The sequence below is a fragment of the Pseudomonas cimarronensis genome (assembly GCF_049331905.1).
Classification (GTDB): Bacteria; Pseudomonadota; Gammaproteobacteria; order Pseudomonadales; family Pseudomonadaceae; genus Aquipseudomonas.
Genome location: NZ_CP186283.1, coordinates 1817179 through 1836241 on the forward strand (window position 1 = coordinate 1817179; position 19063 = coordinate 1836241).

Annotated in this window: 16 protein-coding genes; 3 read left to right on the top strand and 13 right to left on the bottom strand. The window is 62.5% G+C overall.

From position 1 onward, the window contains the following. Window positions 1-51: 51 nt before the first annotated feature. From ACOCLD_RS08450 to metR, 5 genes are all read right to left on the bottom strand, one after another. Complete coding sequence (locus ACOCLD_RS08450) at window positions 52-3198, bottom strand: efflux RND transporter permease subunit (RefSeq protein WP_422911563.1); 3147 nt, start codon at window positions 3196-3198, stop codon at window positions 52-54. A 1-nt stretch (window position 3199) separates the two neighbouring features. Next, window positions 3200-4282, bottom strand: a complete 1083-nt coding sequence (locus tag ACOCLD_RS08455; protein ID WP_422911564.1) for an efflux RND transporter periplasmic adaptor subunit — start codon at window positions 4280-4282, stop codon at window positions 3200-3202. 5 nt (window positions 4283-4287) lie between these two features. Continuing rightward, entirely contained in the window at window positions 4288-4944 is a 657-nt protein-coding gene (locus tag ACOCLD_RS08460) for a TetR/AcrR family transcriptional regulator (protein WP_422911565.1), read from the bottom strand. 107 nt (window positions 4945-5051) lie between these two features. Then, complete coding sequence (locus tag ACOCLD_RS08465) at window positions 5052-5816, bottom strand: substrate-binding periplasmic protein (RefSeq protein ID WP_422911566.1); 765 nt, start codon at window positions 5814-5816, stop codon at window positions 5052-5054. Between the two features lie 36 nt (window positions 5817-5852). After that, the gene (metR, locus tag ACOCLD_RS08470; RefSeq protein ID WP_233684071.1) at window positions 5853-6773 is read right to left on the bottom strand and encodes a transcriptional regulator MetR; all 921 of its coding nucleotides are present in this window, start codon (window positions 6771-6773) and stop codon (window positions 5853-5855) included. Window positions 6774-6992: 219 nt separating this feature from the next. Here metR and metE point away from each other — a divergent pair, with 219 nt between their 5' ends. Next, the gene (gene metE, locus ACOCLD_RS08475; RefSeq protein WP_422911567.1) at window positions 6993-9281 is read left to right on the top strand and encodes a 5-methyltetrahydropteroyltriglutamate--homocysteine S-methyltransferase; all 2289 of its coding nucleotides are present in this window, start codon (window positions 6993-6995) and stop codon (window positions 9279-9281) included. 199 nt (window positions 9282-9480) lie between these two features. Next, complete coding sequence (locus ACOCLD_RS08480) at window positions 9481-10470, top strand: alpha/beta fold hydrolase (protein ID WP_422911568.1); 990 nt, start codon at window positions 9481-9483, stop codon at window positions 10468-10470. A gap of 15 nt (window positions 10471-10485) precedes the next feature. Here the strand turns inward: ACOCLD_RS08480 and ACOCLD_RS08485 are convergent, their stop codons facing one another. From ACOCLD_RS08485 to ACOCLD_RS08520, 8 genes are all read right to left on the bottom strand, one after another. Then, window positions 10486-11571, bottom strand: a complete 1086-nt coding sequence (locus ACOCLD_RS08485; RefSeq protein ID WP_422911569.1) for an ABC transporter permease — start codon at window positions 11569-11571, stop codon at window positions 10486-10488. Continuing rightward, window positions 11568-12533 (bottom strand): ABC transporter ATP-binding protein, encoded by a 966-nt coding sequence (locus ACOCLD_RS08490; RefSeq protein WP_422911570.1) that lies wholly within the window; start codon window positions 12531-12533, stop codon window positions 11568-11570. The genes ACOCLD_RS08485 and ACOCLD_RS08490 overlap by 4 nt, the downstream gene beginning before the upstream one ends. Continuing rightward, window positions 12520-13482: an HlyD family secretion protein gene (locus ACOCLD_RS08495; protein ID WP_422911571.1), complete on the bottom strand. Its 963-nt coding sequence runs from the start codon at window positions 13480-13482 to the stop codon at window positions 12520-12522. Before ACOCLD_RS08495 ends, ACOCLD_RS08490 begins: the two co-directional genes overlap by 14 nt. Next, window positions 13472-14143, bottom strand: a complete 672-nt coding sequence (locus ACOCLD_RS08500) for a TetR/AcrR family transcriptional regulator (RefSeq protein WP_422911572.1) — start codon at window positions 14141-14143, stop codon at window positions 13472-13474. Before ACOCLD_RS08500 ends, ACOCLD_RS08495 begins: the two co-directional genes overlap by 11 nt. A 119-nt stretch (window positions 14144-14262) precedes the next feature. Beyond that, window positions 14263-14769, bottom strand: coding sequence for a DUF1993 domain-containing protein (locus tag ACOCLD_RS08505; RefSeq protein ID WP_422911573.1), 507 nt, complete (start codon window positions 14767-14769; stop codon window positions 14263-14265). A 156-nt stretch (window positions 14770-14925) separates the two neighbouring features. Next, the gene (locus tag ACOCLD_RS08510) at window positions 14926-15396 is read right to left on the bottom strand and encodes a MaoC family dehydratase (RefSeq protein WP_257777936.1); all 471 of its coding nucleotides are present in this window, start codon (window positions 15394-15396) and stop codon (window positions 14926-14928) included. Continuing rightward, entirely contained in the window at window positions 15393-16355 is a 963-nt protein-coding gene (locus ACOCLD_RS08515; protein WP_422911574.1) for a lysophospholipase, read from the bottom strand. Before ACOCLD_RS08515 ends, ACOCLD_RS08510 begins: the two co-directional genes overlap by 4 nt. 72 nt (window positions 16356-16427) lie before the next feature. Further along, window positions 16428-17156 carry a substrate-binding periplasmic protein gene (locus ACOCLD_RS08520; RefSeq protein ID WP_422911575.1) on the bottom strand — a complete coding sequence of 243 codons (729 nt, stop codon included), beginning with the start codon at window positions 17154-17156 and terminating at the stop codon, window positions 16428-16430. A 185-nt stretch (window positions 17157-17341) separates the two neighbouring features. Here ACOCLD_RS08520 and fadD2 point away from each other — a divergent pair, with 185 nt between their 5' ends. After that, window positions 17342-19030 (top strand): long-chain-fatty-acid--CoA ligase FadD2, encoded by a 1689-nt coding sequence (fadD2, locus tag ACOCLD_RS08525; protein ID WP_422911576.1) that lies wholly within the window; start codon window positions 17342-17344, stop codon window positions 19028-19030. The last annotated feature ends 33 nt before the right edge of the window (window positions 19031-19063 follow it).

The window sequence follows — 19063 nt, forward strand, 5'->3', positions numbered from 1 at the left end:
CTTTCGTTGGGGGCACCATTGCCCAGGCCATTGCTGGCCTGGGCGAACAGCTCAGGGCGTACGTTGCAGTTCAACCTTACCGGTGGCACTGGCCAGTAGGTGCTCCGGCAAGTCGAGCAGGTCGTCGTCGAAGGTTTCCAGCGGCGGCGGGCGACGTTCGAAGCGCGAGCCAAGCACCAGCAGGCACGGCGTCAACAGCAGGGTCAACACGGTGGCAAAGGTCAGGCCACCGGCAATCGCGCTGGACAGCTGGGTCCACCATTGGGTCGACGGCGCACCCAAGCCGAGGCTTGGGGTGAGCAGATCGACGTTGACCCCGATTACCATCGGCACCAGCCCGAGCACCGTGGTCACGGCGGTGAGCAGCACCGGGCGCAGGCGCAGGCTGCCGGTTTCCAGCGCCGCCTCACGCGGCTCCAGGCCCTGGCGGCGCAGCTGGTTGTAGGTGTCGATGAGGATGATGTTGTTGTTCACCACAATGCCCGCCAGGGCGATCAGGCCCATGCCGACCATGACGATGCCGAACGACTGGCCGTTGACCAGCAGGCCCATCAGCACTCCCGCAGTGGACAGCACGATGGCCGAGAGCACTAGTAGCGACTGATAGATACTGTTGAACTGGGTCACCAGGATGATAAACATCAGGAAGATCGCCACCACAAAGGCCGTACCGAGGAAGGTTGCCGCTTCACGCTGGTCGGCGTCCTCGCCGGCGAACTTCACCTGCACATCAACGGGCACCTCACCCATGGCCTTGCGCAGGGCTTGCAGGCGTTCGTCCAGGCGTGCGCCTTCGGCGATGTCGGCTTGCAGGGTGATGGTGCGGTTGCCGTCGACCCGGCGCAGGGTGCCGACTTTGGGCGCCTGTTGCAGCGAGACGAAGTTGCTCAGCGGGATCTGCCCGGCCGGGGTGTTCAGGGTCAGCCGGCCAAGCTGGTCGAGGGAGCGCCAGTTGGCTGGCAGGCGCACGCGGATATCCACTTCATCGGTGGCGTCTTCCGGGCGGTAGGTGGCCAGTTTCAGACCGTTGGTGACCATCTGCACGGCATTGCCCACGCTCAGCACATCCGCGCCGAAACGCGCAGCTGCTTCGCGGTCGACCTTGATCCGCCATTCGATGCCCGGCAGGGCGCGATCATCCTCGATATCCTTGAACCCGCCCAGACGCTGCATGTTGCCGCGTACCTGTTCGATCAGCTGATCGGCCTTGGTCGGGTCCAGCGAGCTGATCTGCAATTTCACCGGCTTGCCGCTGCTCGGGCCTTCCTCCTGCTTGCGAAACTCCAGAACGATGCCTGGAATATCGGCGGTGCGCGCGCTCATGTCGGCGAGAATCTTGCCGGCTGAACGCCGCTCATGCCATTCGACGAACTGGAACTGCAGGGTGCCGATCACGTCCGCACCGAGCTGGCCATCCGGTTGCGCCAGGGAACGGGCGTACAGGGCCTTGACCTCGCTCATGCCGAGCAGGCGTTTCTCCACCTGTTGCAGCAGGGCGTCTTTTTCCTGCACCGACAGATCGCCCCGGGCGCGCAACCAGATCTGCGCGTTCTCCGGCTCGACTTCGGGGAAGAACTCCACGCCATGGTTGAAACGGCCATAGGCGGTGTAGATCAGCGCAATCAGCGCAAGCATGCCCAGCAAGGTCAGACCAGGGCGTTTCAGCAAGGTAGCGAGCAGGCGGCGATAGCCAACGGCGCCACGGCCAGGCTGGGTGGCTTGCGGCAGCGGTTGGCCGCCAGTGACCGCGCCGAGTACCGGCAGAAACACCAGGGCCATGGCCAGCGAAGCGAGCAGGCAGACGATCACCGTGGCCGGCAGGTATTTCATAAACTGGCCGACCACACCCGGCCAGAACAACAGCGGCAGAAACACCACCAGGGTGGTGGCGGTGGAGGCGATTACCGGCCAGGCCATCCGCGTGGCGGCATTGGCCCAGGCCTGGCGCGGCGTTTGTCCTTGATGCAGATAACGGTCGGCCAGCTCGGAGACGACGATGGCGCCGTCCACCAGCATGCCGGCGACCAGAATCAGGCTGAACAGCACGACGATATTCAGGGTGAAACCAAGCATCCAGATCAACAGGATGCCGGTCAGAAAAGCCCCCGGAATGGTCAGCCCGACTAATAGCGCCGAGCGCATGCCCATGCTCGCCACCACCAGAATCAGCACCAGCACGATGGCGGTCATCACGTTGTTGAGCAGGTCGCTGAGCATGCTCTGCACCTGCTGCGACTGATCCATGATGTAGCTGACCTTGAGGCCTTCGGGCAGCAGCGGCTGGGCTTTGACCATCAGCGCCTTGACCTGCTCGATGGTGTCGATGATGTTGGCGCCGCTGCGCTTGGACACCTCCAGCACCACCGCTGGCTGGCCATTGATCCGTGCGTAACCGGTGGGGTCCTTGAAGGTGCGGTGAATGGTGGCAACGTCGCCGAAGGTCACCACACTGTCGCCGACCACCTTGATCGGCATGGACAGCACGTCTTCGAGGTTTTCGATCACCCCGGGCACTTTCATGCTCATGCGCCCGGCACCGGTGTCCAGGCTGCCGGCCGCGACCAGGCGGTTGTTGCGGCTGACCAGGTTGAACAGCTCGTTGTAATCAATGCCGTAGCTGTCGAGCACCTGTGGGTCTACGACGATTTCCAGCAGGTCTTCGCGGTCGCCGCCGATTTCCACCGAGAGCACCTCGGCGATGCCTTCGACGTTTTCCTTCAAGCGACGGGCGATATACACCAGTTCGGTTTCGGCTATCGGCCCGGACAGGCCAATCGACAACACCGGAAACAGCGCCACGTTGACTTCATTGACCGTGGGCTCCTCGGCTTCTTCCGGCAGCTTGCTGCGGGCGGTATCGACCTTCTCACGCACATCGGCGAGGGCCAGTTTGGCGTTGAAGCCAGCATCGAACTCCATGGTTACCGAGGCATGGCCTTCGCTGGCCATGGAACGCATTTCCTTGACTCCTTCGAGGCTGCGCAGCTCCTGCTCCAGGGGCCGTACCAGCAGGCGTTCGGCGTCTTCCGGGCTGATACCTTCGAGGGTTACCGAGACATAGATGATCGGGATGCTGACATCCGGGTTGGCTTCCTTGGGGATGGCGAAATACGCCGTCAGGCCGCCCAGCATAAGAAATAGCAGCACCAGCAGGCTGGTGCGGCTGCGATCCAGCGCCGCAGCGATCAGGCCGTGCATATCAGCTACCCCCTTTGGCCAGCTGGCTGATCACCTGTTGCCCCGGCTCGACAAAGCCCTGGCCGAGGGTGATCAAAGCCACCTTGTTGGGCAGGCCGCTGACCCAGGCGCCCTGGTTGTCGACGCTGATCAATTGCACCGGAGTGAACTCTACCTGTTGCTGTTCATTCACCCACTTGACGCCATGCCGACCGGCTTTATCCAGGCTCAGCAGGGCAGGCGACAGGCGATGAGCCAGGGCTTCACCGGTCTGTACATGCAGGGTCGCGCTGGCACCCGCCAGGCGCAGGGCCTGCGGGTTATCGACCTTGACCTCGATGCGGAAGCTGCGTGAGCCAGGGTCGGCGGCCGCGGCGATAAAGTGCAGCTCGCCCTGCAATTCGCGGCCGTCGAGCAGTTCAACCTTCACCGGCTGACCTAGCTTGAGCTGGGTGACTTCCTGCTGGGCGATCTGCGCGCTAACCTTGAGCTGGCTGATGTCCACCAGGGTCAGCAGGCTTTGCCCGGGCTGGACGAAATCGCCCAGTTCAACCATGCGCTGGTCATACACCCCGGCAAACGGCGCGCTGATCCGTGTGTTGCGCAGCTGCAGGCGAGCGCTGTCGAGCTCGGCGCGCGCCTTGGCCAGTTCGCTTTCCAGGCGCAGCAGCTCGTTGGCTGAGATCAGGCTGCGTTCGCGCAGGCGTTTGGCTGCACTCACGTCGCTCTCGCGCTGACGCACGTCGGCCTCGCTGCGCGCCACCTGGGCTGGGCGGTCATCGGCTGACAGGCTCAGCAGCAGTTGCTCGGCGGCCACGCGGTTGCCCTTGTCCTGATCCAGGCGCGTTACCGTACCGCTGACCTGCGAGCGCAACTCGACCCGGCGCCAGGCTTCAATCTGCCCTTGCACCACGTGCTGGCGCTGCATTGGGCTGGCTTCCAGCCACTGCACTTCAACCTTGGTTAGACCCTTTTCTTCCGCAGGCGCATCGGCGCTGGCAGTTTCCTGGGCCTTGAACAGCGAGCCGCTGAACAGCCAGAGCAGGAGCAGCAGGCTGATGGCGACGGCGATCAACCAGGGGCGTTTGGACAGCTGACTGAACATGGTGGTTACTCGTGGCGATGGGGTTGAGCAAGTAAGTCGGCGGCCTGAGTGCGCAGGCCGGCAATGATGAAATCGGTGACGCGGGCGAAGTACTCATCCAGGGCAATCGGTTCGGCCCAGTGAGCGAAGCCGCCGGAGGCGATACGCGCCATCACCCCGTTGACGCAGGCTTCCACGCCCCACAGCAGGTTCTGGCATTCGGCCTGGCTCAGCGCCTGGTTGTTCAGGGCCACACTGAGCATGTCGCTGAAGAACAGCTGGAATTCGCGTTCTATATCGAGGAACTGCTGGCGGTACGGGGTTTCCAGGCGCTCCTGAAACTCCGGGCGGTCGCAGTGCAGGCACAGCTGCGCCTGGATCGGGTTGCTCAGCATCTGCTCGAAGGCGCGACGAATGACCCGGCGCATGGCGTCCTGCGGCGGGCTGGCGGCATGCAGCTGGCGCAGTTCCAGCAGGTTGGCGCTGCTCAGATCAAGCACCAGGCGCGCATACAGTGCTTCCTTGCTGGGGAAGTGCTTGTACACCGTGCCTTTGCCGATGCCAGCGGCAAGCGCCACTTCGGCAATGGTCACGCGGTCCCAGGGCTGCTCGGCAAACAGCTGACGGGCCGCGTCGAGGAGGGCGTTCTCGCGTTGTTCGAAGAGTTGATCTTGGTAGCGCATGGGCATTAATCGAAGGCTGTGACCGGCGGTCATGCTATGACTGTTGGTCACGCTTGGGCAAGTCGGCAGTTGTAACAGGCTTTGCCGTGGCTTGATGGGGTTGGGTTTCAGGGATGGGGCGGGGTGCTGAACGATTGCCAGAGTTGCGCATGACGGCCGCTGTTTTGCAGCTCGCGCAGGCCCTGATCGAAGAGTTGTTGCAGGCGTTCGCTCTCGGGCAGTGGGCGGGAGAAGATCAGGTGGTAGTCCCAGGTCTCATAGGTTTGTGTGGTGGTCAGGCGGGCGCGCTCCTTGGCGCTGAGCTGATTGAGCACATAGCTGCCTGAGCCTTTGACGATATCCACCGCATCGATACGCCCGGCGGCCAGCTTGCGCAGGTTGATCAGCTCATCTCCGCTGGCTTCGTACTGCACCCAGCCGCGCTGCTCGGCTTGTTCCAGCACAGGCTGTTTCGCCGAACCCAGCGGAATGCCGATGCGCAGGCCTTTTAGTTGCTCGGCTGCGGCGAGGCTGCCATCCCAGTCAATCGGCCTGTCGCGGCGGTAGAACAGCACCACTTCATCGCGGTACACCACGGCGGAAAACAGGCAGTCGGCCTCGCGCTCCGGCGTGCGGCCCCAGATGGCCGAAGCTTGCCAGCGACCTTGCTTGACCTCCGTGTAGGCGCGCTTCCAGGGGAAAAAGCCGTATTCCACGCTGACGCCCTGGGTGGCAAAGGCTTCGCTGATCAACTGCGGCACCACGCCATAGTGCGGCAGCGCCGCACCGATAAAGGGCGGCCATTCGCCGATGGCAATGCGGATTTTTTCCTGGCTATGCAGTGGCTGGCAGAGGCCAGCCCAGAGCAGCAAAACGGAAAGCAAACAACGCATGCAATGCTCGATATTCAGCTCGCGGGTTATTCGAGTCTAGCCGCGCGCCACACTGACGCCTTCCAGATTGGCGAAGGAGGTGTCCTTGGCGGTCAGCAGAAAGTCGCGCATAAACGGCGCATCCAGCATATCGGTGCGGATGCCGGCGTACAGGGTAGCGAACAGGCCCTTGTCGCCCAGGCGTTTGGCGGTCACGTAGCCGCGCGAGCTGTACTCGTGCAGCGCCCAGTTGGGCAGGCCGCACACGCCACGGCCGCTGGCCACCAGTTGCATCATCATCACCGTCAGCTCAGAGGTGCGCACCTGGGCTGGCTCGACATCCGCCGGTTCGAGAAAACGGGTGAAGATATCCAGGCGATCGCGCTCCACCGGGTAGGTGATCAGGGTTTCCGTGGCCAGGTCCTGCGGCTTGATGCACGGTTTGCTCGCCAGCGGATGCTGGTTGGCTACCGCCAGCATGGCTTCGTAGGTAAACAGCGGCACATAGGTGATACCGGCCAGTTCCAATGGGTCGCTGGTCACCACCAGATCCAGATCACCGCGCGCCAGCGCAGGCAACGGGGCGAAGGAGAAGCCCGAGGCCAGGTCCAGCTCCACTTCCGGCCAGGCATCGCGGAACTGGTCGATGGTCGGCATCAGCCACTGGAAGCAGCTGTGGCACTCGATGGCCATATGCAGGCGCCCGGCAGTGCCGCCAGCCAGGCGCGCCAGGTCACGCTCGGCACTGCGTAGCAGCGGCAATACCGTGTCGGACAGCTGCAACAGGCGCAGGCCGGCGCTGGTGAAGCGCACCGGCTTGGTTTTGCGCACGAACAGCGGCATGCCCAGGCGCTCTTCCAGCTCCTTGAACTGATGCGACAGCGCCGATTGCGTCAGGTGCAGGCGCTCGGCGGCGTCCACCAGGCTTTCACTTTCGCGCAGGGCGTGCAGGGTTTTCAGGTGGCGCAATTCGAGCATGGCGGGCCTCAGGTGTCTCGCAGATCTGCTGTGTGTAGGAGCGGGCCATGCCCGCGATCAGGTTTGTTGGAAGCATCGCGAGCAAGCTCGCTCCTACAGGTAGTTGGCTTAGCAGAACATGAGTAAAACTATAGATCAAGGCGAATAGATTGAGTTTGTCTCACGTAGACGGCTTGTCGAGAATGGCGCCATCTTATTGATCTGTTGGAGCGTTTTGACATGGCCTTGTCTCATTCCCTGGGTTTCCCCCGTATCAGTCGTGACCGTGAACTGAAAAAAGCCTTGGAGGCCCATTGGAAGGGCGAACTGGACGAAACCGGCCTGCAAGCAGTGGGCCGCGAACTGCGTGCTGCTCACTGGCAATTGCAGAAGGATGCGGGCATCGACCTGCTGCCGGTTGGCGACTTCGCCTGGTATGACCAGGTGCTGACTCACTCGCTGACCTTCGGCGTGATCCCTGAGCGCTTCCGCCCGCATACCGGCAAGCCGACCCTGGATACCCTGTTTGGCATGGCCCGTGGCGTCAGCAACAGTTGTTGTGGCGGGGCTCACGCCCAGGAGATGACCAAGTGGTTCGACACCAACTACCACTACCTGGTCCCTGAATTTACCGCCGATCAGCAGTTCCAGCTGAGCTGGGAACAACTGTTCGAGGAAGTCGAAGAAGCCCACGCTCTGGGCCATCGGGTCAAACCGGTACTGATCGGCCCGCTGACCTACCTGTGGCTGGGCAAGGCCAAGGGCAGCGAGTTTGATCGTCTCGACCTGCTGGAGCGGCTGCTGCCGGTCTACGGCGAAATCCTCCAGCGCCTGGCCGCTCAGGGCGTGGAATGGGTGCAGATTGATGAGCCGATTCTGGTGCTGGACCTGCCGCAAGCCTGGAAGAATGCCTTCGAGCGTGCCTACAACCTGCTGCAGCGAGAGCCGGGCAAGAAACTCATCGCCACCTATTTTGCCGGCCTGGAGGACAACCTCGGCCTGGCCGCCAGCCTGCCGGTGGATGGCCTGCATATCGACCTGGTGCGTGCCCCCGAGCAGTTCCCCACCATTCTCGACCGCTTGCCGGCGTACAAGGTGTTGTCGCTGGGTGTGGTCAACGGCCGCAACGTCTGGCGCACCGACCTGCAGCAAGCCCTGACGGTTCTGCAGCAGGCTCAGGAACGTTTGGGCGAGCGTCTGTGGGTGGCGCCAAGCTGCTCGCTGTTGCACAGCCCGGTCGACCTGAGCCGTGAGGACAAGCTGGATGATGAGCTGAAAAGCTGGCTGGCCTTTGCCGTGCAGAAGTGCGAGGAGGTCGCATTGCTGACCACCGCCCTGAATGCCCCGCAGGATGCTCAGGTGCAGACCGCACTGGCGCAAAGCCGCGCCGTGCAGGCCAGCCGAGCGCAGTCACCACGTATCCACAAACCAGCGGTGCAGGCGCGTTTGGCAGCCATTACCGCTGCCGACAGCCAGCGCCAGTCGCCATTTGCCACGCGCATCGAACAGCAGCGTACTCGCCTGCAGTTGCCGATTTTGCCGACCACCACCATCGGCTCGTTTCCGCAGACTGCTGCCATCCGTCTGGCGCGTCAGGCGTTCAAGGCTGGCAAGCTGTCGGCGGGGGATTACACCGAGGCCATGCACAGCGAAATCCGTCATGCCGTCGAGGTGCAGGAAAACCTCGGCCTGGATGTGCTGGTGCACGGTGAGGCTGAGCGCAACGATATGGTCGAGTACTTCGCCGAGCAGCTCGACGGCTATGCCTTTACCCGCTTTGGCTGGGTGCAGAGTTACGGCTCGCGCTGCGTCAAGCCGGCGGTGATCTACGGCGATCTGAGTCGGCCCAAGGCCATGACCGTGAGTTGGATCGGATATGCGCAAACCCTCACCCGCAAGGTGATGAAGGGCATGCTGACCGGTCCGGTGACCATGCTGATGTGGTCCTTCCCGCGTGACGATATTTCCCGTGAGCAGCAGGCGCGCCAGCTGGCGCTGGCCATTCGTGACGAGGTGGTGGACCTGGAAACGGCCGGGATCAAGATCATCCAGATCGACGAAGCCGCCTTCCGTGAAGGTTTGCCGCTGCGTCAGGCGCAGTGGCAGGGCTACCTGAACTGGGCCACCGAAGCCTTCCGCCTGTGCGCCTCGGGTGTGCGTGACGAAACGCAGATCCACACCCACATGTGCTACAGCGAGTTCAACGATGTGATCGAGTCCATCGCCGCCATGGATGCCGATGTGATCACCATCGAAACCTCGCGTTCGGACATGGAGCTGCTGGAAGCCTTCGAGCGCTTCGACTACCCCAACGACATTGGTCCCGGCGTATATGACATCCACTCGCCACGGGTGCCGGACAGCCGGGAGATGGTCAACCTGCTGCGCAAGGCTGCGCAGCGTATTCCGCTCGAGCGGCTGTGGGTCAACCCGGATTGCGGCCTGAAAACCCGCGCCTGGCCGGAGACCGAAGCGGCGTTGATCAATATGGTGGCGGCGGCTCGTCAGCTGCGTAGCGAACTGGCCTGATCAGCGTGCTGTGCGGCTAAAGCCCCTGCCATGGCCCTGATCGGCTGTGGTGGGGGCTTGGTTTTTCTGGCTGCAAAAATACCGCTCGTCTCCCTTCATCAAACTGTCACGCTTGTGTGGCAGCGCGCTCGTACAAACATCATCACACTCGCGTCTTAATGGGGGGCTGCGTTCTGCTGTCCCATGGCCGGGTGATGCCATGCGTAATTTGATTCTTCTCGTCGCACTGTTGTGCGGTCTGCCGGCTTTTGCCGCACAACCTTGCAGTGTTCAGGTGCCAACGCTGACCGCCGAGGTCGCAGACGTGCGCCTGGCTTACCAGAGTATCGGGCGTGACACGGACCCGGCGTTGCTGCTGGTGATGGGCCTGGGTGGCCAGTTGATCCACTGGCCAGATGAGGTGGTCGAACGCCTGTGTCAGCAGGGTTTTCGGGTGATCCGCTTCGACAACCGCGATGTCGGCTTGAGCAATTGGGTCGCTACGGCACCGGAAATCAACCTGACCTATGAAGCGCTACGTTATCGCCTGGGGTTGTCGGTAGCGGCGCCTTACGGCCTGCGTGACATGGCGCTGGACGCCCTGGGCCTGCTGGATGCCCTAGCGGTGGATCAGGTGCATGTGCTGGGCGCGAGTATGGGCGGCATGATCGCGCAGCACATGGCCGACCTTGCACCTGAGCGGGTGCAGAGCCTGACTTTGATCATGACCAGCTCCGGTGCTCAGGGGCTACCGGCCCCGAGCAGCGAACTGCTGAGCCTGCTGGCCAAGCGTGAAGCGCCCAACCGCACGGTGGCGCTGGAGCAGCAGGCCGATCTGCTGGCGGCGCTGGGCAGCCCGACAGTCAGTGATGATCGGCAGTTATTGTTGGAACAGGCGCAAATCGCCTACGACCGCGCTTTCAATCCGGAAGGCGTGCAACGCCAGCTGCTGGCCATTCTCGCCGAACCAAGCCGGGTTGAACTGCTCAACCGCTTGCAGGTACCAACCCTGGTGGTGCACGGCACGGCGGATCCGTTGTTGCCGGTGATGCACGGCGTGCATGTGGCGGCGCATATCAAAGGCAGTGAGTTACGCCTGATTCCAGGGCTGGCCCATCGCTTTCAGGATGCGTTCAAGGAACCGTTGCTGGCCGCAGTGCTGCCGCACCTGCAGGCCCATCGTGCGGATGGGCAGTGGGCGCGCCTGTAGTGATACGGCAGGCATTCAGTCGAGGCGTTTGCGCACGCGGGTCACGGCGAGACTGAGGGTCAGCAGGGTAAACAACAGCAACGCTGCCAGCGCCGGCCACAGCTCGCTCAGACTGGCCCCGCGCAACATGATGCCGCGCACCAGGCGCAGAAAGTGCGTTAACGGTAATAGCTCCGCCAGCCATTGAGCGAGCTTCGGCATGCCGGCAAACGGGAACATGAAGCCGGACAGCAATATCTGCGGCAGAAACGTGAAGAAGGCCATCTGCATGGCCTGAAACTGACTGCGGGCCAGGGTCGATACCAGCACTCCGAGCGCCAGGCTGGCGCAGATAAACACCAGTATCGCCACATACAACTCACCCAGTGAACCGCGCAGGGGAACGGCAAACAGCAGCTTGCCTAGGAGCAGCACCAGGCTGGCCTGCAGCAAGCCGATGGCGACAAATGGCAATACCTTGCCCAGGGTCAGCTCCCAGGGTGACATGGGCGTGGTGATGAGCATTTCCATGTTGCCGCGCTCACGTTCGCGCACCAGGGCAATGGCCGTGAACATCACCATGGTCATGGTCAGAATCACGCCGATCAGCCCCGGCACTGTATTGACTGGCGCAAGGCGTTGCGGGTTATACAGATTGAGCACTTCGATGCTGTTCACGTCACTGCGCGTGCGACCGGGAAGCGGGAAGGCTGCCAGCTGGCGCGCCGCCGATTGCACCACCTGATCGGAACCATCCACCACGATCTGTAGGGCGGGGCGGTCGGCCTGTTCCAGACGCCTCTCGAAATCCCTCGGCAGCACCAGCGCGAGATTGATCTTGCCTTGGCGCAGCAGTTCTTGCAGCTGCGCTGGAGAGCTTAATGAATAACGCAGGTTGAGCACCTGGCTGGCGCCCATTGCGGCCACCAGTTCGCGCGAGCGGGCGGTATTTGACTGATCCAGAACGGCGGCATCGAGGTTGCGCACATCCATGTTGATGGCATAACCGAAGAGCACCAACTGCAGGGTGGGGATGCCGATAATCATGGCAAAGGTCAGGCGGTCGCGACGCAGCTGGCGCAGTTCCTTGAGGACGATGGCAGCCAGGCGGCGCAGGTTCATGCTGGGTGACCTGCTGTAGGTCGGGTGGCGTGAAGAGGGCGCTGAGTGACACTGACAAACACGTCCTCAAGGTTCGCCGCTGCCGCTGTGATCCTGGCCGGGATACCGGCAGTCTTGAGGTGGGCAGCCAGCTGTTCGGCGGATTCGCCGGCAGTACTGGCCATCAGCACGCGCAGGGCGTTGCCAACCTGAGTCAGGGCCAGCACGCCAGGGAGTCTTTGCAGGGCTTGCTGCGCCAGGCGTGGCTGGTGGCATTCAACCAACAGGGGGTGACCGGGCAGGTTGGCCATCAGCTCGCCTGGGCTGCCATCGGCAACCAAGCGACCGCGGTCGAGAATGCCCAGGCGGGTGCAGCGCTCGGCTTCGTCCATGTAGTGAGTGGACACCAGCAGGGTGGTGCCGGCATCGGCCAGCTCGAACAGCGAGTCCCAGAACTCGCGGCGCGACTGCGGGTCGACCGCGCTGGTCGGTTCATCCAGTAGCAGCAGATCGGGTTTGTGCAGCACGGCCCCGGCCAGCGCCAAACGCTGTTTCTGCCCGCCGCTCAGGGTGCCGGCGAGTTGCTTACGTCGGTCGCCGAGCCAATAGCGCTGCAACAGTTCGTCGATCCGCTGGCGTGCCTGACGCCGATCAAGGCCCTGAATAGCGGCAAGGAACTCCAGGTTTTCGCTGATGCTCAGGTCCTCATACAACGAGAACTTTTGCGTCATATAGCCAATACGTCGTTTCAGTGCTTCGGCATCGCGGGGAATTTGGCTACCCAGTACCTCTATAAGGCCCGCGCTGGGCAGCAGCAGGCCACAGAGCATGCGAATGGTGGTGGATTTGCCGCAGCCATTCGGGCCGAGAAAACCGAAGACTTCGGCACGCCGCACGCTGAGGTTGAGCTGATCGACGGCCAGCAGCTCACCGAAGCGTTTGCTCAGGCCTTCAGCGCGAATGACCAGATCATTCCTCGGCATGGGCAATACGCTCGGCGTGCAGTGGCAATCCGGCGGGCAGCTGCCGCGCCGCATCGTCTTCGAGGACGGCTTCGGCGCGGTAGCTGAGGCGACTGGCATCATCACCGACCAGGGCATAGTAGGGGGTGAAGCTGGCCTCACTGGCAATGCTGCGGATGCGCGCGGTGAACGGTTCGGCGATGCCTTCGACCTGCACCCGTAGCCGATCGCCAATGGCCAGCCCGGCCCGTTGTGACGCCGGTATAAACAAGCGCGCATAGGGCGCTTGACCGCCCAGCAGGCTGACCAATGTCGCTCCGGCCGGCGGTTGGTCACCTGGTTTGAAGGGCAGGGCATCGACGCGACCGGCATGCGGAGCATGCAGGCTCAGGCGTTCAAGGTTGAGCTGCTGCTGTTGCAGTACCGCGCGGGCGGCGGCCAGTGCGGCGCTGGCCTGTTCCACTTGTTCCACACGGGCACCGGCAGTCAGTTCGGCCAATTGTGCGCGGGCGTTGTTCAGCTCGGCTCTGGCGCTGTCGCGGTTGGCGCGGGCCTGATCCAGTTCGGCATTAGCGGCCATGCCACGTCTTTGCAGGGCGGCGATGCGCTGAAAGCTGCGTTCGCTCTCGATCAGTTGTGCTTGGTTACGCGCCATCACGGCCTGGGCGGCTTCAATGTTTTCCAGGCGAGCACCGTTACTTAGCTCACGCCAGCGGGCGCTGGCCTGTTCGACCTCTGCCTGCGCCTGCGCTACACGGGCCTGTTGCCTGCGCGGGTCGAGCTCGAGCAGCAGACCCCCTGCCGCGACCTGATCCCCTTCGGCCACCAGCCAGCGCATAACCGGTTCAGAGGCTTCGGCCGGCAAGGCAATGCGATCCCATTCCAGGGTCCCCGGCAGGCTGTCGAGCGTTTGCGGGCCGCAACCTGAGCACAGCAGGGCAACTGCCAGTAGCAGGTGTCTAGCGTTCATAGGGGTTCTCCAGGCCGTGTTCGAGCAGGGCGATGGTGTGACGTGCCAAGGCGTCATCATCCAGCTCGGCAGCGGGGAAAAAGCCGCGCCAGATCGGTGCGGCCGCATAGGGGAATAGGGTCAGACCGATCAGCGAAACCACCAGCAAACGCGGGTCGAGGTCAGGGTTGAGGGCCCCGCGTTGCTGAGCCGCCGTGAAGCGCGCGGCAAGCATGTGCGGGAGCAGGGGCGCCAGGCGGCTCATCAGCAGATCACGTAAACCGCCGCCTTCGCACAGCACCTCGCGCACCCACAGGGGAGGGAGCCAGGGGTGCTGCGCGACGATTCCCCGCATGCCCTGGATAAATCCGCGGACAAGTTCGATGGGCTCATCGTCGGTCTGCCGCAAGCTTTGTCCCAGCCCCATCAGCAGTGGCAATACCCGCTCTTCAACCACGCTCGCGAGCAGTTCCTCCTTGTTGCCGAAGTAGTAATTCACCAACGCGGGGGTCACGCCAGCGGCACTGGCAATGGCACGCAGGCTGCTGTTGGCGATGCCCTGGTGGGAGAATGCGTGGAGTGCAGCATCCAGCAGGCGCTCACGCTGGGCGATGGGCTCGCCGGCTGGGCGGCCAGGCGTGCGGGGTGTGGTTGGCGAGAGAGGGCGGTCTGAGGTCGTCATAAATTGAATTTAAATTTAAATTTAATTAAATGACAAAAGCGATTTTGTAACGACCTTCGGGGTGTGGGGAGGGGGAAGCAAGCCCAGCGGACAACTCATGTGTCCGCTGGGCTAACGGGCTAGCGCGTGCCGAGGAAGTCGCGCTTGCCGATGCTGACACCGTTGTGGCGCAGGATGGCGTAGGCGGTGGTGTAGTGGAAATAGAAGTTCGGCATGACGTGATCGAGCAGGAAGGCCTGACCCAGGAACTGGGTTTCCTTGTCGCGGCGTTTGAGAATCACAGTGCGCGCTTCGCTGCCGTCGATCTGCGCAGCGCTCAGGCTGGCCAGGAAATCCAGGGTCTTGCTGATACGCGCCTGCAGCTCGGCAAAGCTGGTTTCGTCGTCGGCATGGCTCGGTGCGTCGACACCCGCCAGCAGGGCTGCGCCGGCCTTGGCGCCGTCACAGGCGATCTGCACCTGGCGGCTCAGTGGGAACATATCGGGTGCCAGGTGCGCATTGAGAAATACGCTCTGCTCGATCTTTTTCTCTTCGGCATGGGCAGCGGCAAGGCCGAGGATGGTCGACAGGTTGTTCAGCTGGCGGGTAAACACCGGGATGGATGCTTGGTACATGGACAGGGACATGGTTGTCTCCAGAAGCGCCGATGCGCAGTGCCTTGGGCGCGGATGAGTAGAGGGGCTGAGCACCGTCACAGCTGTTGCGGTGCTCGTGGGCTTACAGCTTAGAAGCGGATCAGGTTGTTGCGGCGCCGTTTCGCGCAGCCGATCCGCGGCAGGTTGTTAGCCGATGGTGATTGGCGGCAGCTGAGTCAGCTCAACGGTCTGTGCTTTGCGTGGGGCGAGAATTTCCGCTTCACCATCGACCACCAGCTCGTCGTTCTGGTTGAACACGCGGGTGGCTACGCGCACGCGGAACTTCGGCAGTTTTTCCAGGATTTCCAGGCGCACGGTGAGGGTGTCACCGAGTTTCACCGGTGCGGTGAAGCGCATGCTCTGGCCAATATAGATAGTGCCCGGGCCTGGCAGTTCGCAGGCCACGGCGGCGCTGATCAGTGCGCCGCTGAACATGCCGTGGGCGATACGCTCCTTGAACATGGTGGTGGCGGCATATTCAGCGTCGAGGTGCACCGGGTTGTGGTCGCCGGACACTTCGGCAAACAGCTGGATGTCGCGTTCAGTGACGGTTTTGCTGTAGCTGGCGGTCTGGCCGACTTCGAGGGCGTCGTAGGGCGTGTTGCTGCTCTGGGTCATGGATGACTCTCTTGGCTCTGTTGGTGGCACTGGCGCGGTTGGCTGAGAGCCTGTTGCAACCAGTCGATGATGTAGGCGGTGACTTCGTCGCGGTTGCTCTCGTTGAGCAGCTCATGGCGCGCGTCGGGGTAAAGTTTGACCTGTACGTGCTGATTGCCGGCGGCGCTTAAGGCGTTGCCCAGGTCTTGCTGACGGTGGCCATCGCTGACCGGGTCACAGGCACCGCCGATCACCAGCAGCGGCAGGCTGCTGTCGATCTGCGCCAGGTTTTCCAGTGGGGTGATCTGTTGCAGGCCGCCCAGCAGGTCAACCCACAGCTGGTTGCTGCAGCGGAAGCCGCACAGCGGATCGTTGATGTACTTGTCGACTTCCAGCGGGTCGCGGCTCAGCCAGTCGAAGGCCGTGCGATTCGGCTTGAAGGCCTTGTTGAACGAGCCAAATGACACGAACTCCAGCAGGGCGCTGCGTCCCAGTGGGCCCTGTCGCCAGCGTTCGAAGCGCGCCAGCAGTTGCCCAGCCCGATACAGCGCCACGGGTTGGTAGTTGGAACCAGAAAGAATCGCCCCTTGCAGGCTGCAGCTGTGCTGCATCAGGTAGGCCTGGCTGATGTAGCTGCCCATGCTGTGGCCGAGCAGGAAGATTGGCACTTGCGGATGAGTCTGGCGCATATGGTGGTTGAGGCTGGCCAGATCATTGACCACCAGTTCCCAGCCCTTGTTGTCGGCATAGTGGCCGAGCAGGCCGTGCTCGGCGGTTTTGCCGTGGCCGCGCTGATCATGCGCGTAGACCTCGAAACCCTGCGCCACCAGCGCTTCGGCCAGGCGTGCATAACGCCCGCTGTGTTCGGCCATGCCGTGCGCCACCATCAGCAACGCTTTTGGCGGCTGCTCGGCGTACCAGCGGTTGACGTAGAGGGGCGCTGCATCGGTGCTGTTAAGCCAGAACGCTTGGTGGAGCATGGCGAATCCCTTGAGCCTGCAGAAGCTGCGCATTGTGCACCCCGCGCGGCGCGGCGCAAAGTCCGTCGGGGATCAACGATTATGCTCGCGCAGTATCTGCATATATTCGCCGCTGCGGTGCAGGTCGCGCAGGCCCTGTTCAAACACGGCGCTCCAGTCCGTCTCGCCGGGTTTTGCCGGAACAAAGCCGACCAGTAACGGGATGCGCTCCAGCACATTGCCATGCCAGCTGAGCTTGCCGCGCAGTTGCTCATCGTTGGCGATCATATGGTTACCGACGATGCGTTCCAGCAGCACTATGTCGAAGCGTCGGGCATTGAGTTTGCGCAGGTTGCTGATGTCGTCCACGGCGTCTTCAAGCGTCAGACCGGCGTCGAGAATATGCTGCGGGTAACCGTAACCGCGCACGATGCCCAGGGTTTTGCCGCGCAGTTCCTGCAGCTGGTTGAACTGCAGCGGATAGCCGTCGCGGATAAACAATCCCAGCTCGCTGTAGAACAGCGGGCGCGAGGGTAGCAGGCCTTCTTCTTTCACTTCCTTGGGCCACAGCGCCAGGGCGCCCTGGTAGTTGCCGTTGCCCAACTCCACGCGCACTCGCGCCCAGGGCAGAAAGTCGATTTGCAGCGGATGGCCGCGCACGGCAAAGGCGCGGCGCGTCAGGGCGACGATGCTGCCGCCATTGGGTAGCTGTTCAGAGCTGTAAGGAGGGTATTCCAGGGTGGCCATACGCAGTTGTGGCTGGGCCTGCGCGAATTGCGCAAAGAGAAACAGCAGAGTTGCAGCGAATAGAACGATAGGCATGGAGAGCCGTCAGCGCAGGGTGCAGATTGGTTATAGGCGGCGCGGCAGGATAGTTCCACAGGGAGCGGCAAGATTCAGTGCGTCAATGACGCTGCCCGGCTATTTGCCTGTTTGGCGTTAGCTGTTAACGTCCAGCCAACTCCGCAGCGCGGATCAGACCATCTCAGGGCAAGAGGATAAAAATAATGCAGCCTGATTTCTGGAGCGACAAACGCCCGGCCGGCGTTCCCAATGATATCGACCTGGGGGCTTACAAGTCGGTGATCGAGGTGTTCGAGCGCTCGTGCAAGAAATTCGCCGACCGTCCGGCGTTCAGCAACCTGGGCGTGACTCTGACCTACGCCGAGCTGGATCGGCTCTCGGCAGCCTTTGCCGGTTACCTGCAAAAGCACACCGACCTGCAACCGGGTGATCGCATCGCCGTGCAGATGCCCAACGTGCTGCAGTACCCGATTGCCGTGTTCGGCGCCATGCGCGCCGGGCTGATTGTGGTCAACACCAACCCGCTGTACACCGCCCGCGAGATGCGCCATCAGTTCAAGGATGCCGGCGTGCGTGCGCTGGTGTACCTGAACATGTTCGGCAAGCTGGTGCAGGACGTGCTGCCGGATACCGAGATTGATTACCTGATCGAAGCCAAGATGGGTGACCTGCTGCCAAGCCTCAAGGGCTGGCTGGTCAACACCGTGGTGAAAAAGGTCAAGAAGATGGTGCCGGACTACCATCTGCCGCAGGCTATAGCCTTCAAGGGTGCACTCAAGCAGGGCCAGGGCCATGCGCTGAAACCGGTCAAGGTCGGCCAGGACGACATCGCCGTACTGCAATACACCGGAGGCACCACCGGCGTCGCCAAGGGCGCGATGCTCACCCACGGTAACCTGGTGGCCAACATGCTGCAGGTTGATGCCTGCCTGTCACAGCTGGGTGATGACGGCACTCCGCTGATGAAGCAGGGCCAGGAAATCATGATCGCGCCACTGCCGCTCTACCATATCTATGCCTTTACCGCGAACTGCATGTGCATGATGGTCAACGGCAACCACAATGTGCTGATCACCAACCCGCGCGACATCCCCGGCTTCGTCAAGGAACTGGGCAAGTGGCAGTTCTCCGCGCTGCTGGGCCTTAACACGCTGTTTGTCGCGCTGATGGACAACCCCGAGTTCAAGAACCTCGATTTCTCCAAGCTCAAGGTCACCAACTCCGGTGGCACCGCGCTAGTCAAGGCCACGGCCGAGCGCTGGCAGGCGATGACCGGTTGCACCGTGGTCGAAGGCTATGGCCTGACCGAAACCTCGCCAGTGGCCAGCACCAACCCTTATGGCGATAAAGCGCGTCTGGGCACGGTGGGTATTCCGGTGCCGGGTACGGCGTTCAAGGTGATTGATGATGATGGCGTCGAGCAGCCGCTAGGCGAGCGCGGCGAGCTGTGCATCAAGGGGCCGCAGGTGATGAAGGGCTACTGGCAGCGTGAGGAAGCCACCGCTGAGGTGCTGGATGCCGAAGGCTGGTTCAAGACCGGTGATGTGGCAGTGATCGATCCGGATGGCTTTGTGCGTATCGTCGACCGCAAGAAGGACATGATCATCGTTTCCGGCTTCAACGTGTACCCCAACGAGATCGAGGATGTGGTTATGGCCCACCCGAAAGTCGCCAGTTGCGCGGCCATCGGTGTGCCAGACGAGAAGTCCGGGGAAGTGGTCAAGCTGTTTGTCGTGGCCCGCGACAGCAGCCTCAGCGCTGACGAACTGAAGGCTTACTGCAAGGAGAATTTCACCGGTTACAAGGTGCCCAAGCAGATTGTCTTCCGCGACGCCCTGCCGATGACCCCGGTAGGCAAAATTCTGCGTCGCGAGTTGCGCGATATCGCCTGATCGCCTGCTTCTGTGGACATTATGCCGCCCGCG

What these genes read in the sequence shown, in the direction of transcription:
- ACOCLD_RS08450 (WP_422911563.1), bottom strand. Translation starts at nt 3,198, where the DNA reads ATGCACGGCCTGATCGCTGCGGCGCTGGATCGCAGCCGCACCAGCCTG.
- ACOCLD_RS08455 (WP_422911564.1), bottom strand. Translation starts at nt 4,282, where the DNA reads ATGTTCAGTCAGCTGTCCAAACGCCCCTGGTTGATCGCCGTCGCCATC.
- ACOCLD_RS08460 (WP_422911565.1), bottom strand. Translation starts at nt 4,944, where the DNA reads ATGCGCTACCAAGATCAACTCTTCGAACAACGCGAGAACGCCCTCCTC.
- ACOCLD_RS08465 (WP_422911566.1), bottom strand. Translation starts at nt 5,816, where the DNA reads ATGCGTTGTTTGCTTTCCGTTTTGCTGCTCTGGGCTGGCCTCTGCCAG.
- metR (WP_233684071.1), bottom strand. Translation starts at nt 6,773, where the DNA reads ATGCTCGAATTGCGCCACCTGAAAACCCTGCACGCCCTGCGCGAAAGT.
- metE (WP_422911567.1), top strand. Translation starts at nt 6,993, where the DNA reads ATGGCCTTGTCTCATTCCCTGGGTTTCCCCCGTATCAGTCGTGACCGT.
- ACOCLD_RS08480 (WP_422911568.1), top strand. Translation starts at nt 9,481, where the DNA reads ATGCGTAATTTGATTCTTCTCGTCGCACTGTTGTGCGGTCTGCCGGCT.
- ACOCLD_RS08485 (WP_422911569.1), bottom strand. Translation starts at nt 11,571, where the DNA reads ATGAACCTGCGCCGCCTGGCTGCCATCGTCCTCAAGGAACTGCGCCAG.
- ACOCLD_RS08490 (WP_422911570.1), bottom strand. Translation starts at nt 12,533, where the DNA reads ATGCCGAGGAATGATCTGGTCATTCGCGCTGAAGGCCTGAGCAAACGC.
- ACOCLD_RS08495 (WP_422911571.1), bottom strand. Translation starts at nt 13,482, where the DNA reads ATGAACGCTAGACACCTGCTACTGGCAGTTGCCCTGCTGTGCTCAGGT.
- ACOCLD_RS08500 (WP_422911572.1), bottom strand. Translation starts at nt 14,143, where the DNA reads ATGACGACCTCAGACCGCCCTCTCTCGCCAACCACACCCCGCACGCCT.
- ACOCLD_RS08505 (WP_422911573.1), bottom strand. Translation starts at nt 14,769, where the DNA reads ATGTCCCTGTCCATGTACCAAGCATCCATCCCGGTGTTTACCCGCCAG.
- ACOCLD_RS08510 (WP_257777936.1), bottom strand. Translation starts at nt 15,396, where the DNA reads ATGACCCAGAGCAGCAACACGCCCTACGACGCCCTCGAAGTCGGCCAG.
- ACOCLD_RS08515 (WP_422911574.1), bottom strand. Translation starts at nt 16,355, where the DNA reads ATGCTCCACCAAGCGTTCTGGCTTAACAGCACCGATGCAGCGCCCCTC.
- ACOCLD_RS08520 (WP_422911575.1), bottom strand. Translation starts at nt 17,156, where the DNA reads ATGCCTATCGTTCTATTCGCTGCAACTCTGCTGTTTCTCTTTGCGCAA.
- fadD2 (WP_422911576.1), top strand. Translation starts at nt 17,342, where the DNA reads ATGCAGCCTGATTTCTGGAGCGACAAACGCCCGGCCGGCGTTCCCAAT.